Source organism: Bradyrhizobium canariense, from assembly GCF_900105125.1.
Classification (GTDB): Bacteria; Pseudomonadota; Alphaproteobacteria; order Rhizobiales; family Xanthobacteraceae; genus Bradyrhizobium; species Bradyrhizobium canariense_A.
The window spans coordinates 7,230,054-7,243,161 of record NZ_LT629750.1; the positions used below are offsets into that span (position 1 = coordinate 7,230,054).

Consider the following 13,108-nt stretch of genomic DNA (forward strand, 5'->3'; position numbering starts at 1 on the left):
CCGGGATCGCCCGAGCCAGATTCGGCATCCCGCAATTGCGCTTCCGTTCGTAGCGCATTAATTTAGCAAGTTGATCCATAAGGACTGACGCGAAAGGAATTGTTATGAGCGTGCGCCCTCAGACCAAGGACAAGCCGACCGCGGCGGGTTTTCAGTGGGATGATCCATTCCTGCTCGACGAGCAGCTCACCGAGGATGAGCGCATGATCCGCGACACCGCGCGCGCCTATGCGCAGGACAAGCTGCTGCCGCGCGTCACCAAGGCCTATCTCGAAGAAAAGACCGATCGCGAGATTTTTAACGAAATGGGCGAGCTTGGCCTGATCGGCATTACGCTGCCGGAAGAATATGGCTGCGCCAACGCGAGCTACGTCGCCTATGGCCTGGTCGCGCGCGAGATCGAACGCGTCGATTCCGGCTATCGCTCGATGAATTCGGTGCAGTCGTCGCTGGTCATGCACCCGATCTATGCCTATGGCGACGAGAACCAGCGCAAGAAATATCTGCCCAAGCTCGCCACCGGAGAATGGGTCGGCTGCTTCGGCTTGACCGAGCCGGATGCCGGTTCCGATCCCGGCGGCATGAAGACACGCGCCGAGAAGACCTCCGACGGCTACCGGCTGACCGGTTCCAAGATGTGGATTTCCAATGCGCCGATCGCCGACGTGTTCGTGGTGTGGGCGAAATCGGCCGCGCATGACAACCAGATCCGCGGCTTCATTCTCGAAAAGGGTATGAAGGGCCTCTCGGCGCCCAAGATCGGCGGCAAGCTCTCACTGCGCGCCTCGGTCACCGGCGAGATCGTGATGGAAGGCGTGGAAGTGCCGGAGAGCGCGCTGTTGCCCAACGTATCCGGTCTGAAGGGGCCGTTCGGCTGCCTCAACCGCGCGCGCTACGGTATCTCCTGGGGCGCCATGGGCGCGGCCGAAGACTGCATGCACCGCGCGCGGCAATACACCCTTGATCGCAAGCAGTTCAATCGCCCGTTGGCGGCGACGCAACTGGTTCAGAAGAAGCTTGCCGACATGCAGACCGAGATTGCGCTGGGCCTGCAGGCCTCCTTGCGCGTCGGCCGGCTGATGGATGAAGGCAAGATGGCGCCGGAGATGATCTCGATCGTCAAGCGCAACAATTGCGGCAAGGCGCTCGATATCGCGCGCATGTCCCGCGATATGCATGGCGGCAACGGCATTCAGATCGAATACCATGTCATGCGCCACACCGCGAACCTGGAAACCGTGAATACCTATGAAGGCACGCACGACGTTCACGCGCTGATCCTCGGCCGCGCCATCACCGGCATCCAGGCGTTTTCATAAGGCGGTGTTGTCAGGACTCCGGCGTGGCCAAGAATTCTGCTGTCATCGTCCGCGAAAGCGGACGATCCAGTGCTCCGCGGCGCCTCGTTTTTATCTCGAACGTCTGCGACTACTGGATACCCCGCTTGCGCGGGGTATGACGGTTGTGAGTGCTTCTCGCATCCGCGCAACGTAGTTTGAGTAGGGAATCCTCCATGGCCGATAATGACGACGTCCCGTTCAACCGCGATTTTCCGCTGAAGCCCGGCGTGGTGGATGAAGTCTGTCCCGGCGTGCGGCGGATTCTCTGCAACAATCCGAGCCCGTTCACCTTCACGGGCACGGTGAGTTACATCGTGGGCAAGGGCAAGGTGGCGATCATCGATCCCGGCCCCGCCGACGAGGCCCACGCCGCGGCGCTGCTGGATGCGGTGCGCGGCGAAACCGTCACGCATATTTTTGTCACCCATACCCACCGCGATCATTCGCCGAACACCGCGCGGCTCAAGGCCGCGACCGGCGCCACTGTCTATGCCGAGGGCCCGCACCGGGCCTCGCGGCCGCGCTATGAGAGCGAGAAGCACAATCCGGAATCCGGCGCCGACCGCGAGTTCAATCCCGATGTCCGGCTGCGCGACGGTGAAACCGTCGAGGGCGACGGCTGGGCGTTGCAGGCGGTGGCGACGCCCGGGCACACCGCCAACCATCTGGCGTTTGCGTGGCCTGAACGGAAAATCAATTTCGTCGGCGATCACGTCATGGGCTGGTCGACCTCGATCGTGGCGCCGCCGGACGGATCGATGATCGATTACATGGCATCGCTCGAACGGTTGGCCCTGCGCGACGAGGAGCTGTATTTCTCCGGCCACGGACCGGAAATCCCGGAAGGGCCGCGCTATGTGCGCTTCCTGATCCGGCATCGGCAGGCGCGCGAAGCCTCGATCCTGCATCGCCTCGCCAAAGGCGAGGCGGACATCCCATCCATGGTGCGCGCGATTTATATCGGTATCGATCCGCGGCTGACCGGAGCTGCCGGCTACTCCGTGCTGGCGCATCTGGAAGATCTGGTCGCGCGCGGAATGGTCGCGACCGATGGCGATCCCGTGATCGGCGGAACCTATCGGCTGGCTAGCCCCTAGTTGTCATTCCGGGGCGATGCGGAGCATCGAACCCGGAATCTGGAGAATTGTGGCACGAGATTTCGGGTTCGCGCTGATGCACGCCCCGGAATGACAACCGCTACTTCTTCACCGTCTTGGCCGGAAGCTTGACCGGCAACTGCGGCTTCTTCACCACCGGCTTGAGGTTGGCGTTGTCGACGGCGCTATTGAGGTCGTCGATCAGCCTGCTGATCCGTGCGGCATTGCTGCCGAGGTCGCTCTCGAAATAGCGCGAGGACGACCGGATATCGACGCGGGAATCCTCGCCATCGGGCGCGACGCGGATCGATACATCCTCGCGAAAACCCATGATCGGGGTCCGCGCCACCGCCTCGATGTGGCCGATCATTCGCGGCGGCTGCGGAGCCCGTTCGTCGATCACCAGCCATTTGCGCCGGTTCACCAGTTGCAGCGTGATCTGATAGGCCCGCTGTGCCGGGGTTTCGAGGTCCACCGGCTCGATGTCGGGATAGGCCTGCCGCTGCAACTCGGCGGAGTACAGCCCGGCATAGACGGCCGTATTGGCGCCGTCGCCGGTGCGAAGCCGGGCCAGCGCGTCGAAGCGCGGCGGATCGATCGGATCGGTGGTGATGTCGTGGATCGGCGGAAGCTTGCGATATTGATAGGCAAGATAGCCCGGGTAGGCGAGCACCACGGCGTCGATCAGAAGCGCCAGCAGGATGAGGCTCATGCCGCGCGAACCATTCTGCCAGATCGCGGCAAAGGCGGCGAAGCCGACCAGGATGGAAAGACCGGAGCAGGCCAGCGCGCCGAAAAACGTCGCCAGCGCGGGTTTGATTTCGAGGAAGCCGAAGCGGACGATCAGGATCGAAACCACCACCGCGACCACCGAAAATACCGCAAGATTGCGCGCCCAGGAGGCGAGGCGGGACACGGGCTCCGTCTGATAGGGAGCGGAAAACCTGCGGGCCATCGTTTGATTCTGCCGGGTTGGAACCTTGCCGGATAAAATATGCCGGGCTGGAAACTAGAGCATGATCCGGAAAAGTGGAAACCGGTTTTCCGAAAAGATCATGCTCGAACAAGGAGATGAGATCATGATCGGATTTCATCTCATCAGATCATGATCCAGCCCGTTGAGACCACGGGGTTGCGGCGAATTCAAGGGACTTTCGCGCCTATCAGCCCGGGTCCGCCGCGGCCGGGCCCGGTAATCGAGCCCGCGCAGGCCGGGTATACTTGCCTGCGCTCCCGGCTATCCAGACCTCTTGATCCACTGCGCAGCTAACTAATTTCTACGCGGCGGCGTTCGGGAAGCTATAGGCCTTGAACTGATCGCGCAGCGCCGTTTTCAGGATCTTTCCCGTCGCGGTATGCGGAATGGCCTCGACGAAGGCGACGTCATCGGGCATCCACCATTTGGCGATCTTGCCATCCATGTATTTCAGGATGTCCTCGCGGGTCGCTTGCTGGCCCTGCTTGAGCTGCACGATCAGGAGCGGGCGCTCGTCCCATTTCGGATGATGGATGCCGATCACGGCGGCTTCCGCGACCGCGGGATGTCCGACCGCGAGATTTTCCAGGTCGATCGACGAAATCCATTCGCCGCCGGATTTGATCACATCCTTGGAGCGATCGGTGATCCGCATGTAGCCATGTTGGTCCATGGTCGCGACGTCGCCGGTGTCGAAATAGCCTTCCTCGTCGAGAATGCTGCTGTCGACCCGGAAATAAGCCTTCGATATCGCGGGGCCGCTGACCTTCAGCCGGCCGAACGTCTTGCCATCCCATGGCAGTTTCTCGCCGGCATCGTCGGTGATCTTCATCTGCACCCCGAACGGCGGATAGCCTTGGGTCTGCAGGATATCGAGCCGTTCTTCGCCGGTGCGCTCAGTGAAGGGCGGCTTCAGCGTAGCCAGCGTACCGAGCGGGCTCATCTCGGTCATGCCCCAGGCGTGGCGCACCTTCACACCCATGTCGAGGAATGACTTGATCATCGAGCGCGGCATCGCCGAGCCGCCGCAAACCACCATTCTGAGGTGAGGCAGCTTCAGATTATGCGCGGCCATGTGATTGAGCAGCATCAGCCAGACCGTCGGCACGCCCGCGGTGTAGGTGACTTTCTCGGTATCCAGCAACTCATAGACCGAGGCGCCGTCGAGCTTCGGGCCGGGCATGACGAGCTTAGTGCCCATCGAGGGCGCAGAGAAGGCGATGCCCCAGCTATTGGCGTGGAACAGCGGCACGACCGGCAGCATGGTGTCGCTGGCGGAGGTCCCCAGCGCATCGATGCTGTTGGCCATCAGCGCGTGCAGGACGTTGGAGCGGTGCGAATACAGCACGCCCTTGGGATCGCCCGTGGTGCCCGAGGTGTAGCACATCGCGGCCGCGGTATTTTCGTCGAAGGTCTTCCACGCGAAGTCTCCATCCGCCTCGGCGATCCAGTCCTCATAGGCGACGGCGTTCTTCAGCGTGGTTTGCGGCATATGCGCCTTGTCGGTGAATACGACATAGCGTTCCACGCTCGGCAATTTGTCGGCGATTTTTTCCAGGACCGGCACGAAGGTGATGTCGGTCATCACCACGCGGTCCTCGGCATGGTTGATGATCCAGGCAATCTGTTCGGGAAACAGCCGCGGATTGACGGTGTGGCAGATCGCGCCGATGCCCATGATGCCGTACCAGGCTTCGAGATGGCGCCAGGTGTTCCATGCGATGGTGGCGACGCGGTCGCCGAGCTTGATGCCGTCGCGATCGAGACGCTGCGAGACCTTCAGGGCGCGATCGCGAATTTCGGCGTAATTGGTGCGATGAATGGGGCCCTCGACCGATCGCGTCACGACCTCCTGGGTTCCGTGATACAGCGCGGCATGCTCGATAATGCGGTGACACAGCAAAGGCCAATCTTGCATCAATCCACGCATACGAACGTTCCTCCAGATTGTGTTATCGCTTACCGCGGCTCTTCACGGAATTGACATGAACTTTAGCGCGGAGAAAGCAGCCCGCAAATGGCCTTGTAATGCGTTTGGCCGCGGCGAAGTGGCAATGGTTACCGTCGCGGCGGTGCTGCTGGCGGTTTTCGCGCCGTCCGGACCGGCTGTGGCGGCACGGAAGTCCGGATTGGCGCCGTGGATCGGCCTGTTCGGGGAGAACAGGCCGAAGCCGCGCCGCGCCAGGCCGCCCAGATCGGTGCCGCTGCCGAAGGCGCGTCCCGCCGAGGCGCCGGCGACCGGGCCGGCGGAGGGGACCGCGGCTGAAAAGCAGGCGCCCCCTTCGACTGAGGAGCCAGCCAGACAGGCGACGCCCGCGCCGGCGCTTTCGGCCTGCCGGTTGGCGCTGACCGACGCAGTGGCCATTGCTCCCAGCATTCCCGACATCCATGGCCCCGGCGGATGCGGCGGCGAGGGCCTGGTGCGGCTGGAGGCCGTAGTGCTGCCGGATAGGCGGCAGGTGGCCGTGAAGCCCGCCGCGACCCTGCGCTGCGCGATGGCGTCGGCGATTGCGGACTGGATCCGGACCGACATCGCACCGCTGACGGCCCCCTTGGGCACGACGATCAGCAGTCTCGACAATTTCGATTCATTCGAGTGTCGCGGCCGTAACCGCATCGTCGGCGCCAAACTATCCGAACATGGCCGTGCCAATGCGCTCGACGTCCGCGCGTTTGGGCTCGCCAACGGCCAGTCGATTTCACTGACCGACCGCACGGTGCCGCGCGAGTTGCGAGAGAATGTGCTGCATTCGGTGTGTACGCGGTTTTCGACGGTGCTGGGGCCGGGCTCGGACGGCTACCATGAGGATCACATCCATCTCGATTTGATGGAGCGGCACAACAATTACAAGATCTGCGAGTGGGACGTGTGGGAGCCCATGCCGCAGATTGCGCCGCTGCTGCCGGCTGCGCGGCCCGACGATGCGCCGCCGCGCAAGATTGCCGAAAAACCCGACGAGACGGAATCAGTTGGCGTTAAACCGGATACGCCGAGGCCGGCCAAGCCAGGCAGGCAAAATCACCGCCAATAAAAAAGCGCCGGTAAACCGGCGCTTGATGTTGTCGGATCGAACTGATGCGATCGGTTACTGAACGGTGTTGCCGCCGCCCTGGAGCGCCATCTGCGAATTGTACGGCGAATCGCCATGGTGCGGCTCAAGCACCACCACCACGGTTCCGACCTTCACCCGGTTATACAGGTCGATCGCGTCCTCGTTGGTCATCCGGATGCAACCGGAAGAGATCGAAGCGCCGATATATTCCGGCTGGTTGGTGCCGTGAATGCGGAACAGCGTGTCCTTGCCGCCCGCATAGAGATACATCGCGCGTGAGCCCATCGGATTGTCTGGTCCCGGCGCCACGAATGTGGGAACGCCGAGCCGCTCGATTTCGCCCTTGGTCGGATGCCAGGCCGGCCATTCGGTCATGCTGCCGACCTTGGCGATGCCCGACCATGCCATCGCTTCCTCGCCAACGGTGATGCCGTAGCGGATCGCCTTGCCGTTATCGAGCACGTAATAGAGATAATGATTGTCGGAATCGACCAGGATCGAGCCGGGCGCTTCCTTGCGATGATAGTCGACAATGGCGCGGCGGAATGGCTCGGCAACCGGAACGTTGGTGTAGCGAATCTTCGCCAGCAGTTCCTTGTCGTGCGGTTTGAAAGCGGCCGTGTTGGTCGCCTCATAGGTCGTGGCCTGCATGCAGCCCGACAACATCAGGCCGGCGGCCATAATCCCAAACGTTACCTTGAGCGACGACATGTGCATTTCCGATCGAAAGTCTCGCGTTCGTAGCGTCAAAATTGCGCTCTGAACGCCACGATTCCATTGATCTCATTATCGTCAAAATTGGCCACAATTCCAGAACTAGATGCCCGGTCCCGCAATGCGGGATACACTCTGTGTCTTTTTTGCCGCATATTTTGCGGTTTCTGGCGTATTTTCGGGCAGAATGCGCAGCGGGGCGAATCATTGTCACGGTCTCGCTACCCGGTTGCCGTAAATGCGATCGGTGGTTCATGCCCCGCTCATGAAGCGCTTGCCAGAATCGAGCGAAGTCCTGTTTGGGTGGCCACGCGCTCAGCTCTGGAGTCCTGCTGCATGCTCTCGGTGTTCATTCCTTCCGAAGCCTCGCTCAAGAAAGTCGCTTCGGTCGATCTCGCGGCGTTGCCCGAAGCCGCGGTCTGGATCGATCTCGTCAAGCCTAGTCCGGAAGAGGATCACGCCGTGGAACGGCTGGCCGGCATCGCGGTGCCGACCCGGGAAGACATGCAGGAAATCGAGATTTCCAGCCGGCTCTATATCGAGAATGGCGCACGCTACATGACGGCAACCCTGATGTGCTCGTCGGACAGCGAGAATCCGCGCACGACGGCGGTGACTTTCATTCTTGCGGGTCATCGCCTGGTGACGGTGCGTTACGACGCGCCGAAGCCGTTCATGCTGGTGGAGAACAAGCTGGCGCGATCCTGTCCGCAGGGCATCACTGGCGAAATGGTGCTGATGGAACTGCTCGATGCGGTGATCGATCGCAACGCCGATATTCTGGAGCGCGCCGGCGGCGACATGGATACCATCAGTCATGATATTTTCGAGCCCGACGGCGGTGGGCGCACCGGGCATGCCAAGCGCTATTCCGACATCCTGATCGCGATCGGCCGCAAGGGCGATCTGACCTCCAAAGTACGCGAAAGTCTGGTCTCGGTCGGCCGGGTGGTGACGTTCGTCACTGCCGCCGTCGAGGGCGCCAAATGGTCCAAGGACATGCGCGAGCAACTGAAGACCATGCAGCGCGACGTGATCTCGCTGACCGATCACGCCTCTTATCTCTCCAACAAGATCACCTTCGTGCTGGATGCGATGCTTGGCGTGGTTAATCTCGAGCAGAACAACATCATCAAGCTGTTTTCGGTGATGGCGGTGGTGTTGATGCCGCCGACGCTGATCGCCTCGATCTACGGCATGAATTTCAAGATCATGCCGGAACTGGAATGGACCCACGGCTATCCGTTGGCGCTTGTCATGATGGTGCTCGCGGCCGTGCTGCCCTACCTTGTTTTCAAGTGGAAGAAGTGGCTGTAGGAGCTGGCGGGGCGCGGCTGCAACTGGTTCCCTGGCAAGGTGGTATTGGGCAAGAATCCTGCCGTACCTGCCTCAATTTCTCTGCTAAAATTTGAGCGTTGCACTGAACGTTTGAGCGAAATGTTTCTGCGATAACGCTGCCTCACGCCGCGAGGATAGCAATGGTTGAAAAAGTCATAACGCCCGGACCCAACGTCGTCGACTTCTCGCGCTATCAGGGTCGTAACGCAGCCGGCAAGGCGCGCGCGATGGTGGCGCGGAACTGCCGGCATTGCGGTGCGGCGCTGTTGGAAGGTGAAAGCGAAGACGACTGTTCCAGTGCCTTCAACAAGGAGGCGTCGGTCCTTTGCGCGGAACCGCGCCGGTTTTACGCGGATTGATCGCGCATCTTTTGCTCGCAAGGGCTGCATTCCCTGCGATTGGCGCAGCTATGTCCATGCATGGATGACAAAGCCTTAAACGTGCTGGCCGCCGTTGATGTGGATCTCGGCGCCGTTCACGTAGGATGATGTTTCCGTGCACAGCACATAGATGATCTTTGCGACTTCATCCGGTGTCCCGAGCCGGTGCATCGGAATTTGCTGATCGACAATTTTCTCGGTGCCGGGCGACAGGATCGCAGTGTCGATCTCGCCGGGCGCGATCGAATTGACGCGAACGCCGATGCGGCCGAACTCGGACGCCATTTCGCGAGTGAGTGAGGCCAGCGCCGCCTTCGAGGTTGCATAGGCCGCGCCCGCAAATGGATGCACGCGTGAACCCGCGATCGAGGTGACGTTGACGACGGAGCCCTTGGCCGCCTTCAGCTCATCCATCAATCCGCGGGCCATCATGATCGGCGCGAAAAAGTTCACGCGGAACACATGGCTCCAGGTGTCGATGTCGGTATCGATCGCCCCGAGACGGCCACCGCCCGGTGCTTTCGGCGAGATCGCGGCGTTGTTGACCAGCGCATGAAGTTCGCCACCGTCCAGCCGGCGGCGGATTTCCGAGATGGCGCGCGTGGTGTCGTCGTGGTCGGCAAGGTCGACCTGGACGTGATCCTCAGGTCCGGCGCCCCATGGACATTCTTCCGGAAACGGGTGCCGCGAACAGGTGATGACGCGCCATCCCGCGCTGGAAAAGCGGATCACGGTCGCATGGCCGATGCCGCGGCTGGCCCCGGTCAGAAGCAACGTGCGCCGCGGCGCGTTAGCGGAACTCGGCATGGAAGTCCTTCAGGCTGTCGGTGTCACGGGTAAAGCCGTGTCTTGGACCATGGTTGATCCGGCGCATCGCGGCGGAATTCGATGCGGTCATGCAGGCGGAACGGGCGGTCGTGCCAGAATTCGAATCGCGACGGCGCGACGCGCCAGCCGCTCCAGCCCGGCGGGCGCGGCACGTCGCTGATGATGTGCTTGGCGGCGATTGTGGCGATCGCCTGCTCGAAGGCAAAGCGGCTTTCCAGCGGCTGCGACTGCTTGCTGGCCCAGGCGCCGATCTGGGCCTGCTTCGGCCGGGTCGCAAAATAGGCGTCGGCCTCCGCGTCCGTCACCGGCGACACGTTGCCGCGGATGCGCACCTGACGGCGCAGCGATTTCCAATGGAACAGTAAAGCAGCCTTAGGATTTGTGGCGAGTTCGCGGCCTTTCTGGCTGGCGATGTGGCTGTAGAACACAAAACCTGCGGCGTCATAGCCTTTCATCAACACCATTCGCACGTCGGGCAGGCCATCGGCATCAACGGTGGCCAGCGACATCGCGTTGGGATCATTCGGCTCGGCCTTCACGGCCTCGGCGAACCACTCGGCGAACAGCGCGAACGGTTCATCGGCCGCGGTGAAATCACCGGATGTTAACGGTGTCGTGTGTCTGATGGAGGTCGTGTCCGTCATGCCCGGAGATTCCAGTTGCGTACGCCCGCGGCCCAGAGCGCGCTATCGCCCCGGTATAGGCAAGCCCTATATAGGACATGGCGGCGCGTTGGCCTATCGGCGATCAGGCCGGCGGGCGCCATGATGACACTGATTCTAATCGGCGTAGGCTCGAGCGGCTGCAGCATGTCCCGTACCGGCAATGCCTTTGCCAAAATGGAAGACCGGGAGGTTACCGGTTCGCTCAACCCCTTGGCGGCCGGCGCGGTGCCCGCGCCGACTGAAAGCGACCTGGCCTTTGCCCGCAACGCCGCTTCCGACGTGCTGACCAAGGGCGATAAGGATTCCAGCCAGCCCTGGGAAAATCCCCAGACCGGCGCGCGCGGCTCGGTGACGCCGCTGGCCCAGGCCTATTCTTCGGACGGGCGCACCTGCCGGGATTTTTTGGCAAGTTACGTTAACGGCCACTCGGAAAGCTGGCTGCAGGGCGCGGCCTGCCAGTCCGGTCGGGGCCGCTGGGAGATCCATACGCTAAAGCCCTGGAAGCAGGGTTGATTGCGTAATCCCGTTGCAAAAATGCCACGAAGACCCCAAATGAAACCGAGATGGGCAAGCAGCCCGAAGTTCAAACGCCTGATTTTCCTTGAAGGAGACGTGACGGATGCGCGACCCCTATGAGGTCCTGGGGGTGCCGCGGGGCGCCAGCGCTGCGGCGATCAAGAGCGCCTATCGCAAGCTCGCCAAAAAGCACCACCCGGACAATAACAAGAACGATCCAAAAGCTGCGGCCCGTTTTTCCGAGCTGAACTCAGCCAACGAGATCGTCGGCGACGAGGACAAGCGCAAGCAATTCGATCGCGGCGAGATCGACGCCGAAGGCAAGCCCCGCTTCCAGGGCTTTCCCGGTGGAGATCCGCGTGCGCGCGGGTCCTCACCCGGCGGCGGATTCGAATCGCGGACCTACCGTAGCGGCGGCACCGGTCCCGGCGGCTTCGGCGGCGGAGGTTTCGAAGACATCCTCAACAGCATGTTTTCTGGCGCGGCGCGCGGCGGCCGGCCGGGCGGAAGCACGACCTTCGAGTTCGATCCGGGCGGGATTGCGCTCGATCTCGATCTCAACGTCTCCATGTCGGTGTCGCTGGAGGAGTCGGTCCACGGCGCCGAGAAGCGGGTCCGGCTGCCGACCGGCAAAGAGCTGAATGTCAAGATTCCGGCCGGCGTCGTCGCCGGCCAGCAGATCCGGCTGAAGGGGCAGGGCGAGACCGCGCAGGGTCATCCGCCCGGCGATCTCCTGATTACCGTCAGCATCGCGCCGCATCCCTTCTTCAAGGTCGACGGCAGCGATCTGCGCGTCGACCTGCCGATCACGCTGTACGAAGCGGTTTTGGGCGGCAAGGTTCGCGTGCCGACGCTCGGCAATGCGGTCGAATTGTCGATCCCGAAGAACACCTCGAGCGGCCGGATTTTTCGGCTGAAAGGCAAGGGATTGCCGAAGGTTGCGGGCACGCCGGGCGATCTGTTCCTGACCACAAGAATTATGCTGCCGGACGGGAACGACAGCGAGCTGGAGGCGTTAATGCAAAAGTGGCGCGATGGACACCCTTACAACCCGCGCACCGATCTGGGCTGACAGTTCCGGATCGCCATAAAAGGGGTGCGGCCTCGAAAGGGGGACCAGCGCGGTACCAAACCCCGATCGAGGCCGCATGCGCCGATCGGCGGATCGAACGCGCTACAATTTCCCGTGAGTACCGGTGCGATATTGAGACGCACCCATGTTCCAATTTCACATTTTCGATGTCGGAATTGGGACATCGGGGGTGACCTACTCACCCGCCGGTCTTTTCCGCCCCGGTCTTTTCCGTCTGGTCGTAGACCAGCCGCGCGACCTGGTTGAGCCGGGTTTTGTCGGTTGGGCCGCTCAGGACGTAGCCGACGCCGCGATCGGCCCAAAACATGGCGCCGTCGCCATTGCTTGCCGCATAGCGCATCTGGGTGGTCTGGGTGTCCGCCCGCGAGGCGTAGAGCGTGAAGCGCTCGCCGGTCGGGCTTTCATACATCAGGAACGCCGCGGGAGCTTCCGGCCCGGGTAACAGCCGGCCGCCGACCAGTTTGAGGCCGGTGCCGTCAAGCTCCGGCGCCATCACGTCATAGCCGCAACGCTTCGACAGCCATTGCACCAGATGGTCGCGCTCGGAGCCTGCGACCTCCACCGGATGACGCACCTCGACCACGTAGAGCCGGTGCGCATCCAGCGCATCCAGCGTGAAATTCTGGAATGCCGAAGGTGAGGCAGCCACTCCGCGCGCCACCCAGCCCGCGCCACCGCCAGCGATGAACGCCACCAGCGTCGCCGCGACAGCGCCATAAATCCATTTGCGCGGTTGCCGCACCAGCCGCTCGATCTCCAGCCGCTTCGGAACAGCTTCGTCGAGAACGGTGTCGTAGCGCGCATGCAGCGCGTCCGCCATCGCGCGCCATGACTGCACCCGCGCCGCATCGTCAGGATGCGCCGTCAGCCATGCCTCGACGTCGCCGCGGCGTTCCGCCGGCAATTCATTGTCGATGTAGGCGTGCAACTCGTCTTCGGTGACGGGAATTTTGGGGTCGGTCATTGTCGTCGTCTCTGTCTAATCTCGGTCGAGGTCTGTCGCCCGGCCGGTTGCGATCCCTCCCACGCGAGGGGATTGAGAAAATGCCATCGTGATTCAAATTCGATCATCTCATCCACTTGGCTTCCACTTCGTTTCTTAACTTGT

General features: G+C 62.1%; 13 protein-coding genes. 7 read left to right on the forward strand and 6 right to left on the reverse strand.

The genetic code is table 11. The annotated features are described in order from the left end of the window. The first annotated feature begins 104 nt into the window (after nucleotides 1-104). Both BLV09_RS34080 and BLV09_RS34085 read left to right on the forward strand, forming a co-directional pair. Nucleotides 105-1,319: an acyl-CoA dehydrogenase gene (locus tag BLV09_RS34080; RefSeq protein ID WP_146690548.1), complete on the forward strand. Its 1,215-nt coding sequence runs from the start codon at nucleotides 105-107 to the stop codon at nucleotides 1,317-1,319. A gap of 194 nt (nucleotides 1,320-1,513) precedes the next feature. Then, nucleotides 1,514-2,437, forward strand: coding sequence for an MBL fold metallo-hydrolase (locus tag BLV09_RS34085; RefSeq protein WP_146690549.1), 924 nt, complete (start codon nucleotides 1,514-1,516; stop codon nucleotides 2,435-2,437). A 100-nt stretch (nucleotides 2,438-2,537) separates the two neighbouring features. Here BLV09_RS34085 and BLV09_RS34090 read toward each other — a convergent pair whose 3' ends face one another. Then, nucleotides 2,538-3,392 (reverse strand): DUF1499 domain-containing protein, encoded by an 855-nt coding sequence (locus tag BLV09_RS34090; protein ID WP_146690550.1) that lies wholly within the window; start codon nucleotides 3,390-3,392, stop codon nucleotides 2,538-2,540. 322 nt (nucleotides 3,393-3,714) lie between these two features. Continuing rightward, nucleotides 3,715-5,343, reverse strand: coding sequence for a fatty-acid--CoA ligase (locus BLV09_RS34095; RefSeq protein ID WP_146690551.1), 1,629 nt, complete (start codon nucleotides 5,341-5,343; stop codon nucleotides 3,715-3,717). 55 nt (nucleotides 5,344-5,398) lie between these two features. On the opposite strand from BLV09_RS34095, the gene BLV09_RS34100 reads away from it, so the two are divergent. After that, nucleotides 5,399-6,445, forward strand: coding sequence for an extensin family protein (locus BLV09_RS34100; RefSeq protein ID WP_146690552.1), 1,047 nt, complete (start codon nucleotides 5,399-5,401; stop codon nucleotides 6,443-6,445). A 54-nt stretch (nucleotides 6,446-6,499) separates the two neighbouring features. On the opposite strand, the gene BLV09_RS34105 is transcribed toward BLV09_RS34100, so the two are convergent. Beyond that, nucleotides 6,500-7,177, reverse strand: a complete 678-nt coding sequence (locus BLV09_RS34105) for a L,D-transpeptidase (RefSeq protein WP_100386550.1) — start codon at nucleotides 7,175-7,177, stop codon at nucleotides 6,500-6,502. Between the two features lie 339 nt (nucleotides 7,178-7,516). Between BLV09_RS34105 and BLV09_RS34110 the strand changes: the two genes are divergently transcribed. Beyond that, nucleotides 7,517-8,497 carry a magnesium transporter CorA family protein gene (locus BLV09_RS34110; protein ID WP_100387565.1) on the forward strand — a complete coding sequence of 327 codons (981 nt, stop codon included), beginning with the start codon at nucleotides 7,517-7,519 and terminating at the stop codon, nucleotides 8,495-8,497. 161 nt (nucleotides 8,498-8,658) lie between these two features. Then, nucleotides 8,659-8,877: a hypothetical protein gene (locus tag BLV09_RS34115; protein WP_100386551.1), complete on the forward strand. Its 219-nt coding sequence runs from the start codon at nucleotides 8,659-8,661 to the stop codon at nucleotides 8,875-8,877. Between the two features lie 75 nt (nucleotides 8,878-8,952). Here the strand turns inward: BLV09_RS34115 and BLV09_RS34120 are convergent, their stop codons facing one another. Together BLV09_RS34120 and pdxH are read right to left on the reverse strand one after the other, a co-directional pair. After that, nucleotides 8,953-9,705: an SDR family NAD(P)-dependent oxidoreductase gene (locus tag BLV09_RS34120; protein ID WP_100386552.1), complete on the reverse strand. Its 753-nt coding sequence runs from the start codon at nucleotides 9,703-9,705 to the stop codon at nucleotides 8,953-8,955. Between the two features lie 23 nt (nucleotides 9,706-9,728). After that, nucleotides 9,729-10,370 (reverse strand): pyridoxamine 5'-phosphate oxidase, encoded by a 642-nt coding sequence (gene pdxH, locus BLV09_RS34125; protein WP_146690553.1) that lies wholly within the window; start codon nucleotides 10,368-10,370, stop codon nucleotides 9,729-9,731. Nucleotides 10,371-10,565: 195 nt separating this feature from the next. Here pdxH and BLV09_RS34130 point away from each other — a divergent pair, with 195 nt between their 5' ends. Together BLV09_RS34130 and BLV09_RS34135 are read left to right on the forward strand one after the other, a co-directional pair. Beyond that, nucleotides 10,566-10,904 carry an RT0821/Lpp0805 family surface protein gene (locus BLV09_RS34130; RefSeq protein WP_433994457.1) on the forward strand — a complete coding sequence of 113 codons (339 nt, stop codon included), beginning with the start codon at nucleotides 10,566-10,568 and terminating at the stop codon, nucleotides 10,902-10,904. A 106-nt stretch (nucleotides 10,905-11,010) separates the two neighbouring features. Then, nucleotides 11,011-11,979 carry a DnaJ C-terminal domain-containing protein gene (locus BLV09_RS34135; protein WP_146690554.1) on the forward strand — a complete coding sequence of 323 codons (969 nt, stop codon included), beginning with the start codon at nucleotides 11,011-11,013 and terminating at the stop codon, nucleotides 11,977-11,979. A 199-nt stretch (nucleotides 11,980-12,178) separates the two neighbouring features. Here the strand turns inward: BLV09_RS34135 and BLV09_RS34140 are convergent, their stop codons facing one another. Continuing rightward, nucleotides 12,179-12,964: an anti-sigma factor family protein gene (locus tag BLV09_RS34140; RefSeq protein ID WP_146690555.1), complete on the reverse strand. Its 786-nt coding sequence runs from the start codon at nucleotides 12,962-12,964 to the stop codon at nucleotides 12,179-12,181. Nucleotides 12,965-13,108 lie beyond the last annotated feature (144 nt).